The sequence below is a fragment of the Streptomyces sp. NPDC047072 genome (genome assembly GCF_040643855.1).
GTDB lineage: Bacteria > Actinomycetota > Actinomycetes > Streptomycetales > Streptomycetaceae > Streptomyces.
In genome coordinates, this window is sequence record NZ_JBEYVC010000104.1 from 1 (window position 1) to 19436 (window position 19436).

Consider the following 19436-nt stretch of genomic DNA (forward strand, 5'->3'; position numbering starts at 1 on the left):
CACGTGCAGGGCGCCGAAGCCGACCAGCTCGGCGTTGTCGTCGCGCTCGGCGACGCCCCGACCCCCCACCGAACCGTGGGCGTGTTTTTAGGGGCGCGGGGAACTGCGCAAAACGCCCGCCCCCACCGGACCCGCTGATCGGGCGGACTTCCGTACCCGCTCGGAATGGTGCCACCCACCCCCACCCTTCACCCGGCACGCTCATCTGATCATGCGACGCCACATCTCCGCCCTCGCCCTCACGACCCTCACCCTCACACCCACCCCCGCCCAGGCGGCGCCAGCCACCTGCACCCCCACCACCACCCACACCTTCCCCCTCAAAACCCGCATCCACAGCGGCCCCCCCACCTACGACCCCGGCGGCGGCTACGGCACCTGGTACCTCGACCTCACCAACACCACCCCCCACACCTGCACCCGCATCCACCCGGTAGTAGTCCTCGTGGACAAGGCCCACACCCTCAAGCCCTCCCAACCCCGCCTGGAGTTCTACGACGGCCCCCACCCCCGCCCCGTCCACTTCGAACCCACCGACGAGGACGAACTCGTCGGCGCTTTCGGCGGCCCCGGCCTCACCGTCGCCCCCGGCAAGACCCGCACCGTGAAGATCCGCCTCGCCCTCACCTCGGACACGACCCCGAACGAGGTCACCGCCACCTCCGCAGTGGTCCAGAAACACGGCGACGACGGCGACTGGGTAGGCGAGTCCAACGACTACCGCTTCACCATCGACACGGACGAACCCGAACCCACCACCCCGACCACAGACGACGCACAACAGCCAAACGCACACCACCCCGAAGAACTCGCCGGCACAGGCATCACCACCACGGCAACGGCCCTCACGATCACCGCCCTGCTCCTGGCCGCAGGCACCGCACTCCGCCGCACCAGACGCCGCTGACCGCCAGAGGCACCCGTACGGTGAACAGCCCATTCCGCAAGATCCGGCCACTGTCTAGGCTGGGCGGGACGCAGCACCGCGTACGGCAGGAGATCCCGCACATGGCAGACCGCAAGCCCATCGAGTCATGGCTCACCGACATGGACGGTGTGCTCATTCACGAGGGCGTACCGATCCCCGGCGCCGACGCCTTCCTCAAGAAGCTCCGCGAGTCCGGCAAGCCCTTCCTGGTGCTGACCAACAACTCGATCTACACCCCGCGCGACCTGCACGCCCGCCTGCGCCGCATGGGCCTGGATGTGCCGATCGACAACATCTGGACCTCCGCGCTGGCCACCGCCCAGTTCCTGGACGACCAGCGCCCGGGCGGTACGGCGTACGTCCTCGGCGAGGCCGGTCTGACGACCGCGCTGCACGACATCGGGTACGTCCTCACCGACCACGAGCCGGACTACGTGGTGCTCGGCGAGACCCGTACGTACTCCTTCGAGGCCATGACCAAGGCGGTCCGTCTCATCAACGACGGCGCGCGCTTCATCTGCACGAACCCGGACGAGACCGGCCCCTCCACGGAGGGCCCGCTCCCGGCGACGGGCGCGGTCGCCGCGCTGATCACCAAGGCGACGGGGAAGCAGCCGTACTTCGCGGGCAAGCCGAACCCGCTGATGATGCGGACCGGGCTGAACACGATCGGCGCGCACTCCGAGAGCAGCGCGATGATCGGCGACCGGATGGACACGGACGTCCTGGCCGGTATCGAGGCCGGGATGCAGACGTTCCTGGTCCTCACGGGGCTGACCCGTCCGGAACAGGTCGAGGACTTCCCGTACCGCCCGTCGAAGGTGGTCGACTCGATCGCGGACCTGGTCGACCGGATCTGAGGAGGGACCCGTACGGCCTAGTGGGTCCCCGCAGCGGATGCGGGGCCCGGGCGGGCGGGGGAGTCTCCAGGTATCTGGAGGTTCACGATGGGTTCACTGCGTCTCACTCTCTGTGCAGCGGTGCTGGCCGCGCTCGCCCCGCTCACTCTCACATCGGCCTCCGCGGCAGGCGGCGCCAGTGTCTCGGTGACCCCGTCGTCCCCGACCCCCGGCACGGACCTCGCCCTGCGCGTCAGCGGCTGCCCCGCACGCACCGCCACGGCGACCTCGCAGGCTTTCGTGACGACGGCCTACCTCACGGAATCCGCCATCGGCACCGAGCCGACCCTCTCCGGCGAGACCAGGACCCCCACCTCCCTCACCCCCGGCTCCTACCCCGTGACGATCACCTGCGCCGACACCGAGCTGAAGACCACGGTCACGGTCGCGCCCACGGGAACCCACCCCGCGACCCCCGCGACCCCCTCCACCCTCGCGACCCCCTCAACCCCCGCCTCCCCGGTCGCCCCGGTCAACGCGGGCGGCGGCGGCACCACCACCCACCTCTCCACCCTCACCCCCCGAGCCACCGGCCCCGGCACCGCCCACGCCGTCACCGGCCTCCTCCTCGCCGGCGCCGCGGCAACAGCCGTAGCCCTCCGCAGCGGCCGCAGGAGCCGCGAAACCCGCTGACGGCGATGCCCACCCGCACCCGCCTCCGCGACCCCGACCGCACCCGCCCGCGCGCCTCGGGCCTCCTCCAGCCCGACCCGCCCCGCACCCGCCCGCGTGACGCCCACCACCTCCCGGCCGGCCGCCTCCGCATCCGCCGCCGCGACCCCGACCGTCTCCGCGACCCCGCGCACCCGCGTCACCACGACGGCTCCCCCTCCACCCGAGCCCGTCTCCTCACCGCCCTGACCTGGACCCTCCTCCTGCTGGGCCTGTGGCTCTGGGGGTGTGAGGTGAGCGACGTGCGGTACGAGGTCCCCGCATCGGCCGGTAAGGGCACCGCGGCGACCGCCGGCCTCGAACTCCCGCCCCCGGTACCGCCGTTGCGCGGTGCGCGCCCGCAGCGGGTCGACATCCCCGCCCTGGGCGTGCAGGCACCGGTCGTCCCCCGCGGCCTGGACCGCAAAGGCGCCCCCGAGCCACCGCCCTACGACCAGCCGGGCGTCGTCGGCTGGTACGCGGCCGGCGTCGCACCGGGCGCCGCCGGGACCGCGCTGCTGGTCGGGCACCTCGACACCGAGACCCGGCCCGCCGTCTTCCACCGGCTCGGCGCGCTTGTCCCGGGGGAGCGGATCCGGGTGACCCGCGCCGACGGCACGATCGCCGAGTTCACGGTCGACGGCGTCCGCCTCCTGACCCGCGAACGCTTCGACGCCCACCAGGCCTACGGCCCCCACCACCCCGGCCGCCCCGAACTCCGCCTGATCACCTGCGCCGGCACCTACGACCGGACGAGCCGCACCTACTCCGCGAATGTCGTCGTCTCGGCGTATCTGACGGGCCGCCGGTAGAAACCGCCGGCAGAAGCCGCCAGGAGAACTCAGGGGCAACCCTCGGTGGCCCTCGGATGTCTGAGTGGCCGGCGGGGCGAGACGCGCTCCGCGGGGAGGGACCCAGGATGATCAACCGCCGACGCAGGGCGGGGGCCGTGCTGGCCGCCGTCGCGGCCGTCGTCGCCGCATGGCTGCCCGCGACGTCCGCGCAGGCCGCGGACGGTCCGGTCGTGCACATCGAGATGCGGCAGGACAAGATGGCGCTGCCCATGCCACCGAGCGAGGATCCGCCGCAGGTGAGCTGGCTGCTCCACAACGACGGGCCCGGTGTCGCGAAGGACGTCACCATCAGCATGGACCTGACCGACGTCAAGAGCTGGCTGACCGTCGACGGCAAGGCGGCCGACGACGTCTACAGCTGGTCCACCATGGCGGAGGTCCCCGAGGGCGACGAGTCCGGCTACATCGCGGACATCAACCCCAAGCCCGACACCCCGCTCGGCACCACCGGCACCATCATCATGAAGGGCACGTCCTCCAACGGCACCGTGGTCTCCACGCCCGTCGAACTGACCGTGGGCTCCGCCGAGTTGACCGTGAACAAGCCGGCCAACCGGAAGAACGTCAAGCCCGGGACCACGGTCGAGGACCCGGTCACCATCAGCAACACCGGCAGTGTGGCCGCCCAGGGCGTCCAGCTGAAGGTGCTGACCACGACCGGTATCTCGTACACCGAGCACTTCTCCAACTGCGCCTACTCCACCAACAAGCCCGGCACCACGCCCCAGTACAACGCGCCCCGGCAGGCGCTGTGCACCTTCGACACGGTCGTCGAGCCCGGCAAGGCCTACCGTCTGGACCGGTCGTTCGGGCTGGACGTGCAGAAGGACGCCCTGTACGAGGTCGCCGGCCGCCAGGCCCTGCCGCTGGACGGCGCGGTCCCGTCACCGGGAAGCGGCCCGAAGCTCTCGCTCGTCCCCGCCGGAGACGCGGCCAAGGACGGTGTGTCCCTCATCGCCTGGCAGACCATCACGGCCGACAACCACGCGGACATGGTCGCGGGCGGCGACACCGCCAAGGGCGCGCCGGGCGACTTGGTGCACGTGGACGTCTCCATGAGCGACGAGGGCCCCGCCCGGGTCGGCTCCTTCCAGGGCGACACCTTCCCGGTTCTGATCCTGACCGTCCCCACCGGCGCCAAGGCGGTGGAGATCCCGGACGGGTGCAGCGTCTGGAGCAAGGACGCGGCCTCCGGCACCGGTGAGAAGACACCGGGCGCCCCGCAGTACCTCTGCTACGCCGAGCCCATGGAGTTCACCGTCGGGGACACCCGCACCTACCGGTTCGGCCTGGAGGTCCGCGACAACGCCAGGACCACGTCCGGCACGGCCGAGGTGATCACGCCGTACGGCGCCCCGCTGGCCTTCGACGACAACCAGGCCAACAACACCGCGCCCGTCACCGTCGAGGTCGAGGGCACCGACAGCAGCGCCACCGCCTCGGCCTCCGCGTCCGCCACCACCGCGAGCGACGACGGCAACGACGTCAAGACCCAGACGGTCGCCGACACGGCCGCCGACGGCTCCCTCGCCAGCACCGGGAGCAGCAGCGCGCTGCCCGTCGCCGGCGCGGTGGGCGCGGGCGCGCTGCTGCTCGGCGGCGCGCTGGTGTTCTTCGTACGGCGCAGGAAGGCCTGACCGTACGAGCCGGAAGGCTCCCGGCACCTGGCCCGGTCGGCGACCCGCTCCCCCCGAAGTCGCCGACCGGGCTGGTCCTCAACCGCGCGCGCTCGGGCTGCGGGAGTAACCCGGCGACCGGCGCGGGAGGCTGCGAGGCGCGGTGGTGATGGCTGCGGCCAGGGGCTGGGGCCGTATGAGAAGACTCTAGAACGGATGAGCGGCTGGGCCTAGAGGGTGTTTGACGCCAAGTCCCGGTCCCGTGGCTCTGCGTCATCCGCGCACGTGGGCGGTGGTCCTACGGGGCCCCGCCGGTCAACCGGTCGATCTCCTCGCGCAGTTGGGCGTCGTCCGCGGCGCCGTCGATGACCGTCCACGCCACCCGGTCCAGCGGGAGCCGGCGGCGGCGCGCGTACTGCCGTAGCGCTACGAACGCCTGGTCCGCGCCGACCTTCCAGCGCTCGGCGAGCATGCCCTTGGCCTGTTCGATGCGGACCCTGCTGGACAGCGCCTCCTGCAACTGCCCGGACAGCGTGCGGTACTGCGTGTAGGTGCGGCGGTTCTGCAGGCCGAGGGCGGCGGCGTCGGCGAGCGCCTGGGCGACCTCGATCTCCGTGGTGGACTGGGCGGGGGTGGTGGTGTCGGGCAGCGTCGGCATGAACACGTTGAGGGCGCCCAGCGGGGTGTCGTGGCGGCGCAGCGGGACCGCGTAGGTCGTCACGACGTCGTGGCGCAGGGCCCGTTCGGTGAAGTCGGGCCAGCGGGCGGCCGCGTGGGCGACCCGGATGGAGACCGGCCGCACCGGCCGCCCCGAGCTGTAGCTGTCCAGGCAGGGTCCGCCGCCGTGCTGGGCCTCCAGGAGTTCCAGCGCCATGTCCTCGTGCCGGCTGCTCGCGGCCAGGGACACCGCCCGGCCGCCGTCGATCAGCATCACGCCCGCGGCCCGCGCGCCGAGCAGGTCGACGCAGTGGTCGGACAGCCGGCCCAGGTACCGGGTGGCCTCGAACCCTTCGCCGAGCGTGTCCGCCGCCTCCACCAGCACCGTCGCCAGCCGGATCTCCCTGGTGGCGTCCTGCATTACCGAGCACTCCCTTTCCGCCCCGAGCGCCCCTCACACGCGCGCTTCTACCCCGACCTTCGGGGCTGTAACAGCTCCTGGACAAGGCTCCGGCGACCTCGTGGGCGACACGAGTGGTGTGTCACGATTGAGACTTGGAACGGTGCACCCAGGGGGGAATTGGATGTACTTCAGGAAGAGGGCGCACGCCCGGGCTTCCGCCGTGGTGCTGGGGGCGGCACTGCTGATCGCCGGGTGTTCCTCGTCGGGGGGCGGGGACAAGGAGAAGGAGAGCGACAAGGACGTCGGCGCCGGGATCACCCAGCAGCCCAAGGAGAGCGACCCGTTCTGGGTCAACCCGAGCGGCAACGCGGCCAGGCAGGTCGCGTCGTACGCGAAGGCCGGCAAGGACGCGGACGCCGAACAGATCCGCAAGATCGCCCAGCAGCCCACGGGCGAGTGGATCGGCCCGGAGAACCCGGAGCAGGAGGCGCGCGGCTTCACCGAGGCCGCCGACAAGGCCGGCCGTACGGCCCTGCTGGTCCTCTACAACATCCCGCACCGCGACTGCGGCCAGTACTCCCAGGGCGGCGCCGCCGACGGCAACGCCTACCGGAGCTGGATCGACGGCGTGGCGGCGGGCATCGGCGACCGCGCGGCGACGGTGATCCTCGAACCGGACGCGGTACTGCACCTCGTCGACGGCTGCACACAGGACGAGTTCCACGAGGAGCGCTACGACCTTCTCAAGGGCGCGATCGAGAAGCTCAAGTCCCTGAAGAACACGAAGGTCTACCTCGACGCGGGCAACGCCGGCTGGGGCCACCCCGACCAGATCTACGAGCCCCTCCAGTGGGCGGGCATCGACAAGGCCGACGGCTTCTCGGTGAACGTCTCCAACTTCTACTCCACCGAGGACTCCATCACCTACGGCAAACAACTCTCCGCCAAGGTGGGCAACAAACACTTCGTCATCGACACCAGCCGCAACGGCAACGGCCCGTACACCGCCGGCGACGAGAACGAACGCTGGTGCAACCCGCCGGGCAGAGCGTTGGGAGAAACCCCGACAACAAAAACAGCGGACCCCTTGGTCGACGCGTACCTCTGGGTCAAGCGCCCGGGAGAATCAGACGGCGAGTGCAAGGGCGGCCCGAAGGCAGGCCAGTGGTGGCCCGACTACGCCTTGAAACTGGCGCGAGGGTCCGACACCTAGGGGCGCGGGGAACTGCGCGACAAGCCACAGCGCTCCCGCGCCCGAAGGACAATCTGCGGGAGCGCTACGGCACCCGAACCCACTGCGCCTTCGACGGCGTCCCTTGGTCATCGTCGACGAACACCATGTACCACCCCGACTGCACCAGATTCTTGTTCTTCGGCACAGTCACCTTCACCTTGTCCCCCGACACCGTGAACGCCAGCTCAACAGACCGCTGATCCACATCGGTCACATGCGTCGACGCACTGGGCCGAATCAACCGCACCTTCTTGATCACAGAAGCCTGCGGAGACGTGAACGTCCCGGACGCACCCCGCGCGATCGTCTGCGGCCCCCCGGACAGCGAAGGCCGCGAATCCCGGTACAGATAAGGCGGCGTATAGATCTCGATCCGCTGCTCGAATACCCCCGGCTTCGTGTTCGCCTTGTCCTCGTACAACGAGTCCGACCCGAAGAACATCACCCGCCCGTCCGGCAACAGCAGCGACCCGGAGTGGTAGTTGCGCCCCACGAGAGGATCGGCCACCGACTCGAACGTGTTGGTGTCCGGGTGATAAAGCCGCGCCTGCAGGATGTTGGAGTCCCCACGCCCGCGGTAGTCCTCCGACCCCCCGGACACCAGCACACTGTCGTCGGGAAGGATCGACGCCTGCGGATACCGCGTCCCCTTCTCCAGCGTCGGCCCGTCCACGAACCGCGGACTGTCCGCCTTCATGTCGACGATCCGCGTCTTCTTACTGGACTGCGCGGACTCCCCGACTCCGCCCCCACCGATCACCATGTACTTCTCGTCCTGCGCGGGCGGCAGCAGAACCGTCCCCGAAGTCTCCATCTCCTTCGGATCGCTGAGCCCCGGGATCCTCGTGAACTTGTTGCTGTCCACGTCCCAGATCCCCGGCTCACGCCCCACGTTGTCCGGCCCGTACCCCGCGTTCGACCCGGAGTAGAAGACCTTGCCGTTCTGCATGAGGAACAGCGCGGGGTAGGTCGGGAACTGCCGGATCTTCGGGAGGTACGTCCACTTCCTGGTCTTCGGGTCGAACACCTCGTTCTTGCCCGGCACCAGCTGCCCGATGTCGTCGAGCCCGGAGACGCTGAGGACCTTCCCGTCGCTCAGTGTCGTGAGCGTCGGATACCAGCGGGCCTCCTTCATCGGGTCGACCTTGATGTACTTCTCGGCGACCGGGTCGAACTCGAAGGCGTCCCGGATCCCCTGGAAGTCCTTCTTGTCGAGCGCGAGCTTCTGCGCGATGCCGTAGGTGTTGCGCGCGTCCGACCCGGTCAGCCCCTGGATCCGGTAGTTGTCCTGGGTGCCGGTCTCGTACTTGCGCCCGCTCTTCAGTGCCTCTACGTAGATCCGGCCGAGCCCCGGGTCGTTGCGCAGGAACTCCCCGGTCGTCTTGTCGAAGACCTTCGTCGCCCGCTCCACGACCACCGGGTCCTTGGAGACGAACGTCTGGCCGTTCTCCTTGCCGGTGAACTTGGTGCCGGCCGGCAGCGTGATCGGCCGGTCCGGGTTCTCGTTGTGGACGATCATCAGGCCGCCGGCCTTGGTGACGTCACCCTTGAGCTTCTCGTACCGCTTGGTGCCACCGGCGATCAGCAGATTGCCGTTCGCCAACTGCGTGTGGCCCGTGCAGAACAGGTCGCTCGGGGTCGGCACCTTCTTGATCGTGCCCTTGACCGGGTCCCAGATCCGGGTGTCGAACTTCTTCGCGTCGAAGTTGTCCTGGTTGTTGCCGGACCCCGCCACAAGCAGCACCTTCCCGGTGCGCAGCAGCGCCGCGTGGATGGTGTTCTGGCGGTACTCCTTGGGGAACTCGACGATCTCCCACTTGCCGTTCTCGGCTTTGTACTCCGGTTTGTTGATCTGGTACTGGTGGTACTTCTCGGTCCCGAAGCGGTACAGCCACGGCCCGTTCATCCCGGCCAGCGCGAGCACCACCGCCGTACCGATCGCGAGCCGACGGGCGCGGCGGCGGCCTGCACGGTCGTTCATTCCTTACGTCCCCCAAATCCACCGAGGGCGATCTGCATCGTCTGGTCGCCGCCCTCGTCGTGCGTGTGCGAATCGGCCCAGGTCGGCTTGTGGGCCGGAGCGTGCTGGACCGGCAACGGCTGCGGCTGGTACTGCTGCTGGGCCGGTACCACCGCCTGCGGCTGGTCGTTCGCCGGGTGCTTCTTCGCCTGCCGCAGCATGTGCCGCCAGGTGAGGATCGGTGTCGCGGTGATCAGCATGGCGAAGGTCGCCCAGATGATCATCGCGGGGTGCGAGTGCCCCAGGGCGACGCCGGCGCCGATCGAGCCGCCGAAGATCGCGATGAAGTACCAGTGGTAGCGGAAGGTGCCGAACCACCGGTCCGGGCTCGCCGAGTCGCCCTTGGGCGTGACGACGAACTTGCTCTTGCGCCGCAGCACCGAGTCGATCAGCGCCTTCGCGTACAGCGGGGCCGACAGGGCCGACATCACCATGCCGGCGACGCCGCCGGAGCCCTCCGGCTCGTGCGGCGAGACGTTGTGCCTGCGGTTCCAGACGTAGAGGCCGATCTGGAGCGCGGAGGCGTTGCCGTAGAGCATCAGCCACACGGTCGGGTCGATGTTCACACCCGATGCGCCCAGGCCCAGGAAGAGCGCGCAACTCAGCGCCGCGAGGATCCAGTTGAGGGCGGACATCGGGTAGAAGATGATCATCATCGTGTAGTTGAAGAGCTTGCTCGGCGGCAGGGAGTACCAGCCCTTCCAGTACTGCTTGAGGATCGTCTCGTACGTCCCTCGCGACCACCGCATCTGCTGGGTGAAGAAGTCGGTCCAGGCGCTGGGCCCCTCACCTACGGCGAGCACGTCGGGCGTGTAGACCGAGCGCCACTTCTTGCCGGTGGCCGGATTCTTGTGCCGGTGCATCTCGAACCCGGTCGCCATGTCCTCGGTGATCGAGTCGTACAGCCCGCCGATCTGCTTGAGCGCGCTGATCCGTACGGCGTTGGAGGTGCCCACGAACATCGGGGAGCCGTACTTGTTGCCGGCGCGCTGGATCAGGGCGTGGAAGAGGAACTGCTGGGACTCGGCGGCCTTGGTGACGAAGTTGTCGTAGTTGCCGTAGACCTGCGGGCCGATCACGAAGCCGACGTTCGGGTCGCGGAAGAAGCCGAGCATCCGCTCCAGGTAGTTGGGCAGCGGCACGTGGTCGGTGTCGACGGAGGCGAAGAAGTCGTACTGGTCTCCGTGGGCGTCGAGCCAGGCGTTGTAGTTGCCGTGCTTGGTCTTGGCGCGGTGCGGGCCCTTGGCCTGGTTCCACTTCTCGACGCCCTTGCGGGAGAAGTGGTGCACGCCGAGCCGGGCGCAGACCTCCTTGACCGCCGGGTCGTCGCCCTCGTCCAGGAGCCAGACGTGCAGGAGGCCGCGGTGGCGGATCCGCACCGCGGCTTCCAGGGTCTTCGTCACCATCTCCAGCGGCTCCTTGCCGGGCACGAAGGAGGTGAGGAAGGCGACTCTGGTGCCGGTCTCGGGCACCACGGGGACCGGGTCGCGGGCGACCAGGGTGGCGTGTGCGTTGGACAGGACGTTCATGCAGCGGAAGAACTCGATCAGGCCGATCGAGACGAGCATCACGATGTCCAGGGCCGGCAGCCAGGAGAAGGCCGGGTAGTCCCGCTCGGTCCAGTGCTCGGGCTGGAGCAGCCAGAAGAGCAGGACCAGGGAGAGCACCGGCGCGGCGGCCAGCATCAGCGCGACCCTTATGCGGTGCGGCTCCTGGGAGATCAGGGAGCGGTACTGCACGGTGTACGGCTTGTTCGGGTCGGGCTGTGTGAGGGGACCCGCCAGGCGGCTGTAGTGCTCGTAGTCGTACTTCGGAAGCGTTTTCTTGATTCTGCGGAAGGTTCCCGTGCGGTGTCCGTCCACCCTGAGCTGCGTGGTTTCTGACGGGTCGAAGTTCTGCCGGGCGCCCGTCGGCGTCGACGTCATGAGTCATCCCCCCACACGCGGGGTCGCCGCGTGGTGTCGTTTCCTTGCGTCTGCTCCGGTCCCCCTCGACTTTCACAGACGTATCAGTGGTGGGCCGCAGTCACCACAATCTTCACAGCATTAGACATGGAACTACGACCTTCCGGTTCCAGAACGCCCCCCTCGGCGTCCCCATGGCGGGGCCCCCTTTCCCCGCAACACCGGCAACCGGCTCCTTGCCCCCCAACTGCCGCGTATCCGCAGCATCTTGAAAACCAGGGTTCTACGGGCTTCATCATGATCGCAAGATGCGAAACGCGGTGTTTACCGGTCATACGCGTTCATTGTGGCTCGTGTGGGGGTGGAGTGGAGCCCCTGTGGAAAACCAGAAGCCCCTCACGTCCAGGACGTGAAGGGCTTCCATCAGGTGCGCCGCCAGGGACTCGAACCCCCGGACCCGCTGATGCTGTGTCTTCCCGGGGGACAACCCCCGGACCCCCGGCCGCCCCTGTGTCCTGGAGGGCCCGTCGATGCCGAAGGCCCCCCGCTTCCGCGAAGGGCCTTCGATCGTCTGTGCGCCGCCAGGGACTCGAACCCCGGACCCGCTGATTAAGAGTCAGCTGCTCTAACCAACTGAGCTAGCGGCGCGTGCTGACCTGCAGAACTGTACCGGATGCCGGGGGGTGCTCCGGACCGGCGTACATCATTCGGACCGTCAGCATGCGCGTCGGGACGACAGTTGAGAAACTGACGAACGTGCACATTCGCGGATATTTCCACCTGGAGTGTGAGGGGCAGCGCATGGAGACTCCGGTATTCGAGGAAGCCGATCCCGCGAGCGACTGCGAGTGCCCCGGCTGCGTCCACCTGCGACGCGCACGGACCGGCCCACCGCAGCCCCCCGCGACCCGCCGCCCCACCACCACCCGCGCCCTGATCCTCGCCGCCGCGGCCTCCACCACACTCGGCGTCGTCCACACGGCCCCCGCCTTCGCCGCCCCCCACCTCCCCGCCCGCCCGGGCACCCCCGCGGCCGACGAGCCCGACACCCCCCAGGGCGGCAAGGCCCCCCTGCACGGCCCGGCCGGCAAACCGGTCGCCCCGGTCAAGACCCCCGCCACCACCCGCGCCGACATCATCAGACGCGCCAAGACCTGGGTCGCCGCCCGCGTGCCGTACAGCATGTCCGCGTACTGGGGCGACGGCTACCGCCAGGACTGCTCCGGCTTCGTCTCGATGGCCTGGAACCTGCCCGGCAACGAGTGGACGGGCAGCCTCGACCAGTACGGCGTCCGGATCGCCAAGGACGACCTCCAGCCCGGCGACATCCTGCTCTTCCACAACCCCGCGGACCCCCAGAAGGGCTCCCACGTGGTGCTCTTCGGCGGCTGGACCGACTACACGCACACCTACTACATCGCCTACGAGGAGACCCGCCCCACCGCCCGCCGCCAGGCCACCCCGTACGCCTACTGGAGCCACTCGGACCGGTACCTCGCCTACCGGTACAAGGGGCTCGTGGGTGGCACCGCGGGCGCGCAGCCGGACCCGGGCGCGGGAACGGACACCGACAAGCCGCCCTCGACGGACGTCACGCCGTACCCGGGGGCGGCCTCCTTCGGTCCCGGGGCCAACAACAAGTACGTCACCCGGCTCGGGCAGATGCTCGTCGCGCGCGGCGGCGCCCGCTTCTACACCTCCGGTCCCGGCCCGCGCTGGTCGGACGCGGACCGCAGGGCCACCCAGGCGTTCCAGCAGGCGCAGGGGTGGCGGGGCGACGACGCGGACGGGCTGCCGGGGCCCCAGACCTGGACGCTCCTGGTGACCGGCCAGGGCCGCGACATCGTCACCGGCACGGCGGGCCCCCCGGCCCCCTCCAAGCCCACCGGCCCGTCGGCGCCTTCCGTACCTTCCGCGCACGGCGTCCCCGGCTATCCCGGACGCGCGCTGTTCCGCCCCGGCGCGAACAACGACTACGTCACCCGCCTGGGCCGCCAGCTCGTCAAGAAGGGGTTCGGCAAGTACTACACGACCGGCCCGGGCCCGCGCTGGGGCGAGGCGGACCGCCGTAACGTCGAGGCCTTCCAGCGCGCCCAGGGCTGGCGCGGCGGCGCGGCGGACGGCTACCCGGGCCCGGAAACCTGGCGCCGCCTCTTCTCGTGACCCCGCCCGCCGACAACCGGCACGAAACCCCGTCCGCCGGCAACCGGCCCCGAACCCCGTCCGCCGAAGTCCGGCACGGACCCCCCTTCGCCGACATCCGGCGCGTAATCCCCTGTGGTGACATCTGGCGCGGAGGCTGGAGACACGCATGAGCACGACCACGACCACTTCCCCCACCCCGGAGTCCGAGGGGCCGTCCCGGCCCGCCCGGCTCATCCAGAACGAGGTGACCACCGAGATCCCCGTCCACCTGCTGTTCCGCGACGACCCGGACCCGGTGTCCGTGCCGCTGAAGCCCGCGGTGGTGACCCGCCGGCAGGGCACCGGGGAGCAGCCCCGTCTGCGCCGCCCGGTCCAGACGCCCCCGCGCCCCGCCCCCGACGTCGACCCCGACCTGGCCGAGCGCCCCGCGCGGGTGCTGCCGGGCTCGGCGGGCGTCCTCGCCGGCGCCTGCGGACTGGCCGGGTGCGCGGCCACCTCGTGGTGGGCGGGCGTCGTACCGCCGCTCGCCCTGGCGGCGCTTCGGCTGCCGTCGTACGCGGGAGCGGGCCTCGGCCCGGCGCAGTGGGCGGCCTACGCGGGGGCCGGCGCCCTCGGTCTGGTCGGCTTCGGCGGACTGGCCCGCGGCACCACCGGACGGGCCTGGGTGCTCGGGCTGTTCGGCCGCTACCGCGGGACCGTCCGGCGCACCGGCCTGATGTGGGTCAACCCGCTGCTGCTGCGCCGCCGCGTCGACGTCCGGCTGCGGCACTGGCGCAGCGAGCCGATGCCGGCCGCCGACGCGAGCGGGGTCGCGCTGCGGGTCGTCGTCCTCGCGGTGTGGCGGGTGCGGGACACCGCGCGGGCCACGCTCGGCGTCGACGACCACGAGACGTATCTGCGCGAGTGCGTGGAGGCCGCGCTCGCCCGGGTGCCGGTGGAGGCGCCGGGCTCGCCGCGGGCGTCCGCCGACGCGGCGGCCGACGCGCTGACCCGTCTGGTGGCGGCGGACGCGGCGCCGGTGGGCCTGGAGGTGTTCTCCGTACGACCCGTCCGGATCGAGTACGCCCCCGAGGTGGCCGCCGCGATGCACCGCCGCCGGATCGCCGCGCTGGACGCCCAGAACCGGGCGAGCGTGCTGACCTCGGTGGTGGACTCCGTGGAGGACACGGTGACCCGGCTGACCATGCGCGGCCTGGTGGAACTGGACGACTACGAGCGCAAGGCGCTGGTGAAGGACCTGACGGTGGCGTTCTCCTCGGGGTGTATGGACACGGTCAACACACGGTAATAATCTGGGACTTGGTCTAGACCTGCACGCTCATCGAACTTCCCCCACGTTCCCAGGAGCAGCAGCATGCGCAGAAAGACCAAGTGGTACGCCGCCGTCGTGGGCCTCGCCACCACCGGAGCCGTCGTGCTCTCCTCCGGCGGTGCCAGCGGCCACGGCTACACCGACCTCCCCATCAGCAGGCAGAAGCTCTGCCAGAACGGCACCGTGACGAACTGCGGCGACATCCAGTGGGAGCCGCAGAGCGTCGAGGGCCCGAAGGGCTTCCCGGCCGCGGGCCCCGCCGACGGCCAGATATGCAACGGCGGTGTGAGCCGCTTCAGTCAGCTCAGCGCGCCGAAGACGCCGTCGGGCGCCGCCTGGCCCGCGACCAAGGTGACGGGTGGTCAGAGCTACACGTTCCGCTGGCAGTTCACCGCCATGCACGCCACCACCGACTTCAAGTACTACGTCACCAAGGCGGGTTGGAACCAGAACCACAACCTGGCCCGCTCCGACCTCAACCTCACGCCGTTCCTGACCGTCCCCTACAACGGCCAGCGCCCCCCGGCCACCCTCTCCCACAGCGGCACCCTGCCCTCGGGACTGAGCGGCCGCCATGTGATCGTCGCGGTGTGGACGATCGCCGACACCACCAACGCGTTCTACGCCTGCTCGGACGTCACGTTCTGAGCATCGCTTGAGCGAAAGCCGGCCTCCCCCGGGGTAGGTTCCCCCACACGAGCAGTACCTGACCTCGGGGGATGTGCCATGGACGCCTTCTTCTACCTCTTTCCCTGCCTGATCGCGGCCGCGGCCCTGGCCGGCGCGTACCGGGCGTTGCGGCGCTGGCTCCAGTTGCGGGGCGCGTGGAACAGCGGGCTGACGGCCGAGGCGCGCTGCCTGCGGATGTATACGACGACCCACGGCGGCGGCGAGTCACGGGTGCGTACGGTCCTGCACCACGTCTACGAGTTCACGGCCCGCGACGGCCGGGTGGTCCGCTTCGAGGAGGAGGGCGGCCCGGGGACGACCTTCGAGGGCGACATCGTCACCGTGCACTACAGCGACGGCCCGCATGTCGTGGCCACGGCCCACCCGTCCAGCGCCCGGCACGCGGTGAGCGCCTTCGGTCTGGTCGCCTTCCTCGGCGTGATCGTGGCCTTCTGCGTCGGCTTCATGGTCACCTACGCGGAGATGTCCTCGACCCTCCACATCTGACGCTCCGTCAACTACCGTGCGCCTCCATGGACTCCAGGAGGCGTACGGTCGCGGAGCTGGTCGCCGGCCGGTGGGGGGACCACCGGCCCGGGCTGTGGTGCGAGGGCGAGTCGCTCACCCATCACCAGGTCGCGGCGGGCGCGGCGGCCCGGGCGGCCCTGCTGACCGAACTGCTGCCCCCACAGGCGCACATCGGCGTCCTCCTCGACAACACCCCTGAATATCCACTGTGGTTGAGCGCGGCCGCCCTCGCCCGCACCGCCGTCGCCGGCATCAACCCCACCCGCCGGGGCCCCGAGCTGGCCCGCGACATCCTGCACACCGAGTGCCGCCTCCTGATCACCGAAGCGTCCCAACTCCCTTTGCTGAAGGGCCTGGACCTCCCCGGCGTCCGCATCCTGCTGACCGGTTCCGAGGAGTACGACGACCTGCTCGCGCCCTACGCCGACGCTGAGCCGGACGCCTCCCGCGCCACCCCCGAGGACCGGCTGCTCCTCTACTTCACCTCGGGCTCGACCGGCGCCCCCAAGGCGGCCCTCTGCTCCCAGGGCCGCCTCGCCGCAGCGGGCCGCTCGCTGGCCGACCAGTTCGGGCTCGGCCCTGATGACGTCCACTACATCTGCATGCCGATGTTCCACGGCAACGCGGTCATCGCCGACTGGGCGCCCGCGCTCGCGACCGGGGCAGGCGTGGCGCTGCGGCGGCGGTTCTCGGCGTCGGGGTTCCTGACGGACGTACGGCGCTACGGGGCGACGTACTTCACCTATGTCGGCCGGGCGATCCAGTACGTCCTCGCCACCGAGCCCCGCGAGGACGACCGGGACAACCCGCTGCGGCTCGGCTTCGGCACCGAGGCGGGGGCGGTGGACGCGGCGGCGTTCTCACGGCGCTTCGGAGTACGGCTGGTCGAGGGGTACGGGTCCTCCGAGGGCGGCGCGGCGATCCAGTGGGCGGCCGGGACACCCGAGGGTGCGGTCGGGCGGGCGGGGCCCGGGCTCGTCGTACTGCATCAGGAGACGCGCGAGGAGTGCCCGCGGGCGGTCTTCGACACGGCCGGGCGGTTGCTGAACGGGGACGAGGCGATCGGCGAGCTGGTGAACAAGGGGCCGAACCCCTTCGAGGGGTACTGGCGCAATCCGGCGGCGGAGGCGGAGCGGCGGCGGGACGGGTGGTACTGGACCGGGGACCTCTTCTACCGGGACGCCGACGGCTACCTCTACTTCGCGGGCCGCACCGACGACCGGCTGCGGGTCGACAGCGAGAACCTGGCCGCCGCGATGATCGAGAACATCCTCGCGCGCTACGAGGGCGCGGACGCGGTCGCCGTGTACGCGGTCCCGGACCCGGTGACCGGCGACCAGGTCATGGCGACGATCGCCGGAACCTTCGACCCAGTCGACTTCGCGACGTTCCTGGAGTCCCAGCCGGACCTCGGCACGAAGATGGCACCGCGTTTCGTGCGGGTAGTGAAGCGAATGCCGGTCACGGCCACCAACAAGATCAACCGCGCCCTACTGAGGAAGGAGGGCCTCGACTGCACGGACCCGATATGGACCCGCAAAAACACCGAAGGACCCTTCGCTCCCACGAAAGGCCCTTCACCGGTGCGCCGCCAGGGACTCGAACCCCGGACCCGCTGATGCTGCATCCTCTGGGGGACAACCCCCAGACCCCCGGCCGACCTCGCGGCGCCCTGGAAAACATCGAAAGGCCCCTCGCTCCCACGAGAGGCCCTTCTGGAGTGCGCCGCCAGGGACTCGAACCCCGGACCCGCTGATGCTGCATCTTCTGGGGGATAACCCCCAGACCCCCAGCCGCGCTCATGGCTCCCGGAAACACGCCAAAGGGCCTCTCGCTCCCACGAAAGGCCCTTCACCGGTGCGCCGCCAGGGACTCGAACCCCGGACCCGCTGATTAAGAGTCAGCTGCTCTAACCAACTGAGCTAGCGGCGCATGACTCTCGCCGTCCGCCTCTCGGCGGCTGGCGACAGAGAAAATACTACCCGGTCGGAGGGGGTGCTTCTGACCACGGCCAAGTAGACCCACCTAGGGGCGCGGGGAACTGCGCGACCAGCCCCCACGGACCCGCAGACGACTCCTAGATCGCCAGCGACAGGAGAACGGGCGCGGCTCCCCGATTCAAGCGGTCCGTCGCCTGCCGCAGACGATGGGCCTGATCGACGGGCAGCGACAACGCCAGACACCCCACCGAAGACCCCGCAGTGATCGGCACCGCCGCGCACACCGTGCCCACCGCGTACTCCTGGAGGTCGAGGTGGGGAACAGTGGGCGGTTGCGACTCCAACCGAGACAGCAGCAGCTTGTCGCTGGTGATCGTGCGGGACGTGAGGCGGGTCATGCGGTGCCGGGAGAGATGGTCCCGCCGGCCGTTGTGGTCCAGCTGGCTCAGCAGGCTCTTGCCCAACGCAGTGGCATGCGCCGAGGACCGGAAGTCCACCCACTCGTTCACCGCCGGCGTCCCCGGCCCGTCCGCGTACTGCGCGATCGTCACCTCACCGTCGATGTACCGGCTGATGTACACCGCCGCCCCGATCGAGTCGCGCAACCCGTCGAGCGTGCGCTGCAGCTTGTCGCGCAGGGCCTGGTCACGGTCCTGCGCGGAGCCGAGGCGGCTGAGCGAGTCCCCGGTCACATACGCCCCGTCGGCGACCTGCTCGACGTACCCCTCACGGCGCAGCATGCGCAGGAGCGCGGTCAGTCGCTCCGGGTCGAGACCGGTCGTACGGGAGAGTTCCGTGTCGGTGACTCCGGCGGTGTGCCGCGCCACCGTCTCCAGGACGCGCAGGGCGTCCTGGGCCGAGTGGTACGGCGCGGACGGCTCGTGCTTCAGGGCCACGGTCTTCCCCCTGCGGCTCGCTCGTTGCACTACTACTGGGCCGTAATACCAGACAGCGATCCCTTCCACGATAACCGGCAAAAGGCGTGCGGTGAGCGGCTGTTGACGAGATTCCGTCCCCGGGCCGGGCCTCCCAGCAGGGCGGCTGGCTCGCTGGCATATGCCAGCGGAATGACCCGGGGTCGGGACCTCGGAGATTGAACAGCGTTCACTTCTTGGAGCGGATCTCGCGCTCAGGGCGCCGCCCGAGAAATTCTCGCGTCGACCCGCCGACCGGACCGGTGCCCCCTGTCAGGCGTTGCTGAACTTGAAGGGGCCGCTCCACAGGATGTCGCTGCCCTCGTACACGCTGACGACCCACGACACCGTGGCGTTCTCCGAGATGTCGTCCCAGAAGCTGTCGCAGACCTGCCAGCCCGCCGCCGTGCCGCCGTTCTCCCAGCATCGGTACCCGTCGCCGGACACGTTGTCCTCGCCGCGGACCTCCACGTGGTGGCCGTCGGAGTAGAGGTCCTTGACGTAGAACTTGTCGCCGGACGCCTTGAAGCAGGCGATGCCGCGGTCGTGCCCGCCGCCGGACACCCAGGCGCAGTTGGCGTCGATGGAAGGGGTGCCCGACGGGGTGGCCTGTTCGGTGTGGACCGTCTGCGCCGAGGCGGATCCGGGGGTCATGAGCACCAGGCTGGCGGCGATGGCTGTGACAGTGGTGGGCAGGAGCGCGTTTCGCATCTATTCGTCTCCAGTCGTCGAATGTGACGCTATTGAGGAGTAAGGGAGAAC

Annotated in this window: 16 protein-coding genes and 2 tRNA genes; 11 read left to right on the forward strand and 7 right to left on the reverse strand. The window is 70.0% G+C overall.

All coding sequences use genetic code 11. The features are described from left to right. Positions 1–211 precede the first annotated feature (211 nt). The 5 genes from ABZ896_RS33590 to ABZ896_RS33610 all read left to right on the forward strand — a co-directional run bounded on the left by ABZ896_RS33590 (position 212) and on the right by ABZ896_RS33610 (position 4969). Positions 212–907 (forward strand): hypothetical protein, encoded by a 696-nt coding sequence (locus tag ABZ896_RS33590; protein ID WP_360937304.1) that lies wholly within the window; start codon positions 212–214, stop codon positions 905–907. Positions 908–1008: 101 nt separating this feature from the next. Continuing rightward, complete coding sequence (locus ABZ896_RS33595; protein ID WP_360937306.1) at positions 1009–1788, forward strand: HAD-IIA family hydrolase; 780 nt, start codon at positions 1009–1011, stop codon at positions 1786–1788. 87 nt (positions 1789–1875) lie between these two features. Further along, complete coding sequence (locus tag ABZ896_RS33600; protein WP_360937308.1) at positions 1876–2460, forward strand: hypothetical protein; 585 nt, start codon at positions 1876–1878, stop codon at positions 2458–2460. A gap of 5 nt (positions 2461–2465) precedes the next feature. Further along, the gene (locus tag ABZ896_RS33605) at positions 2466–3290 is read left to right on the forward strand and encodes a class F sortase (protein WP_360937310.1); all 825 of its coding nucleotides are present in this window, start codon (positions 2466–2468) and stop codon (positions 3288–3290) included. A 107-nt stretch (positions 3291–3397) separates the two neighbouring features. Continuing rightward, complete coding sequence (locus tag ABZ896_RS33610) at positions 3398–4969, forward strand: LPXTG cell wall anchor domain-containing protein (protein ID WP_360937312.1); 1572 nt, start codon at positions 3398–3400, stop codon at positions 4967–4969. A gap of 277 nt (positions 4970–5246) precedes the next feature. Here the strand turns inward: ABZ896_RS33610 and ABZ896_RS33615 are convergent, their stop codons facing one another. Beyond that, positions 5247–6026 carry a GAF and ANTAR domain-containing protein gene (locus ABZ896_RS33615; RefSeq protein ID WP_360937314.1) on the reverse strand — a complete coding sequence of 260 codons (780 nt, stop codon included), beginning with the start codon at positions 6024–6026 and terminating at the stop codon, positions 5247–5249. A gap of 163 nt (positions 6027–6189) precedes the next feature. On the opposite strand from ABZ896_RS33615, the gene ABZ896_RS33620 reads away from it, so the two are divergent. Beyond that, positions 6190–7221: a glycoside hydrolase family 6 protein gene (locus ABZ896_RS33620; RefSeq protein WP_360937316.1), complete on the forward strand. Its 1032-nt coding sequence runs from the start codon at positions 6190–6192 to the stop codon at positions 7219–7221. 64 nt (positions 7222–7285) lie between these two features. On the opposite strand, the gene ABZ896_RS33625 is transcribed toward ABZ896_RS33620, so the two are convergent. From ABZ896_RS33625 to ABZ896_RS33635, 3 genes are all read right to left on the reverse strand, one after another. After that, positions 7286–9223 carry a kelch motif-containing protein gene (locus tag ABZ896_RS33625; protein ID WP_360937318.1) on the reverse strand — a complete coding sequence of 646 codons (1938 nt, stop codon included), beginning with the start codon at positions 9221–9223 and terminating at the stop codon, positions 7286–7288. Then, on the reverse strand, positions 9220–11187 hold the full coding sequence (locus tag ABZ896_RS33630; RefSeq protein WP_360937320.1) for a glycosyltransferase family 2 protein: 1968 nt from the start codon (positions 11185–11187) through the stop codon (positions 9220–9222). The genes ABZ896_RS33625 and ABZ896_RS33630 overlap by 4 nt, the downstream gene beginning before the upstream one ends. Positions 11188–11740: 553 nt before the next feature. Beyond that, positions 11741–11814 (reverse strand) — tRNA-Lys (locus ABZ896_RS33635). Positions 11815–11967: 153 nt separating this feature from the next. Here ABZ896_RS33635 and ABZ896_RS33640 point away from each other — a divergent pair. From ABZ896_RS33640 to ABZ896_RS33660, 5 genes are all read left to right on the forward strand, one after another. Continuing rightward, positions 11968–13329: a peptidoglycan-binding protein gene (locus tag ABZ896_RS33640; protein WP_360937322.1), complete on the forward strand. Its 1362-nt coding sequence runs from the start codon at positions 11968–11970 to the stop codon at positions 13327–13329. 148 nt (positions 13330–13477) lie between these two features. Next, the gene (locus tag ABZ896_RS33645; RefSeq protein WP_360937324.1) at positions 13478–14599 is read left to right on the forward strand and encodes an SPFH domain-containing protein; all 1122 of its coding nucleotides are present in this window, start codon (positions 13478–13480) and stop codon (positions 14597–14599) included. A 66-nt stretch (positions 14600–14665) separates the two neighbouring features. Further along, complete coding sequence (locus ABZ896_RS33650) at positions 14666–15271, forward strand: lytic polysaccharide monooxygenase (protein WP_360937326.1); 606 nt, start codon at positions 14666–14668, stop codon at positions 15269–15271. Positions 15272–15349: 78 nt separating this feature from the next. Then, positions 15350–15799 (forward strand): hypothetical protein, encoded by a 450-nt coding sequence (locus ABZ896_RS33655; RefSeq protein WP_360937328.1) that lies wholly within the window; start codon positions 15350–15352, stop codon positions 15797–15799. 26 nt (positions 15800–15825) lie between these two features. Next, entirely contained in the window at positions 15826–17439 is a 1614-nt protein-coding gene (locus ABZ896_RS33660) for a long-chain-fatty-acid--CoA ligase (RefSeq protein WP_360937330.1), read from the forward strand. 239 nt (positions 17440–17678) lie between these two features. On the opposite strand, the gene ABZ896_RS33665 is transcribed toward ABZ896_RS33660, so the two are convergent. The 3 genes from ABZ896_RS33665 to ABZ896_RS33675 form a co-directional block, all read right to left on the reverse strand. Next, positions 17679–17752 (reverse strand) — tRNA-Lys (locus tag ABZ896_RS33665). A gap of 145 nt (positions 17753–17897) precedes the next feature. Then, a complete protein-coding gene (locus tag ABZ896_RS33670) occupies positions 17898–18656 on the reverse strand; it encodes an IclR family transcriptional regulator C-terminal domain-containing protein (protein ID WP_360937332.1) in 759 nt (252 codons plus the stop codon). Between the two features lie 291 nt (positions 18657–18947). Further along, positions 18948–19385, reverse strand: a complete 438-nt coding sequence (locus tag ABZ896_RS33675; RefSeq protein ID WP_360937336.1) for a hypothetical protein — start codon at positions 19383–19385, stop codon at positions 18948–18950. Positions 19386–19436: the final 51 nt, after the last annotated feature.

Excerpts from the sequence above, each read along its gene's own strand:
- ABZ896_RS33590 (WP_360937304.1), top strand. The coding sequence starts at position 212 with ATGCGACGCCACATCTCCGCCCTCGCCCTCACGACCCTCACCCTCACA.
- ABZ896_RS33595 (WP_360937306.1), top strand. The coding sequence starts at position 1,009 with ATGGCAGACCGCAAGCCCATCGAGTCATGGCTCACCGACATGGACGGT.
- ABZ896_RS33600 (WP_360937308.1), top strand. The coding sequence starts at position 1,876 with ATGGGTTCACTGCGTCTCACTCTCTGTGCAGCGGTGCTGGCCGCGCTC.
- ABZ896_RS33605 (WP_360937310.1), top strand. The coding sequence starts at position 2,466 with ATGCCCACCCGCACCCGCCTCCGCGACCCCGACCGCACCCGCCCGCGC.
- ABZ896_RS33610 (WP_360937312.1), top strand. The coding sequence starts at position 3,398 with ATGATCAACCGCCGACGCAGGGCGGGGGCCGTGCTGGCCGCCGTCGCG.
- ABZ896_RS33615 (WP_360937314.1), bottom strand. The coding sequence starts at position 6,026 with ATGCAGGACGCCACCAGGGAGATCCGGCTGGCGACGGTGCTGGTGGAG.
- ABZ896_RS33620 (WP_360937316.1), top strand. The coding sequence starts at position 6,190 with ATGTACTTCAGGAAGAGGGCGCACGCCCGGGCTTCCGCCGTGGTGCTG.
- ABZ896_RS33625 (WP_360937318.1), bottom strand. The coding sequence starts at position 9,223 with ATGAACGACCGTGCAGGCCGCCGCCGCGCCCGTCGGCTCGCGATCGGT.
- ABZ896_RS33630 (WP_360937320.1), bottom strand. The coding sequence starts at position 11,187 with ATGACGTCGACGCCGACGGGCGCCCGGCAGAACTTCGACCCGTCAGAA.
- ABZ896_RS33640 (WP_360937322.1), top strand. The coding sequence starts at position 11,968 with ATGGAGACTCCGGTATTCGAGGAAGCCGATCCCGCGAGCGACTGCGAG.
- ABZ896_RS33645 (WP_360937324.1), top strand. The coding sequence starts at position 13,478 with ATGAGCACGACCACGACCACTTCCCCCACCCCGGAGTCCGAGGGGCCG.
- ABZ896_RS33650 (WP_360937326.1), top strand. The coding sequence starts at position 14,666 with ATGCGCAGAAAGACCAAGTGGTACGCCGCCGTCGTGGGCCTCGCCACC.
- ABZ896_RS33655 (WP_360937328.1), top strand. The coding sequence starts at position 15,350 with ATGGACGCCTTCTTCTACCTCTTTCCCTGCCTGATCGCGGCCGCGGCC.
- ABZ896_RS33660 (WP_360937330.1), top strand. The coding sequence starts at position 15,826 with ATGGACTCCAGGAGGCGTACGGTCGCGGAGCTGGTCGCCGGCCGGTGG.
- ABZ896_RS33675 (WP_360937336.1), bottom strand. The coding sequence starts at position 19,385 with ATGCGAAACGCGCTCCTGCCCACCACTGTCACAGCCATCGCCGCCAGC.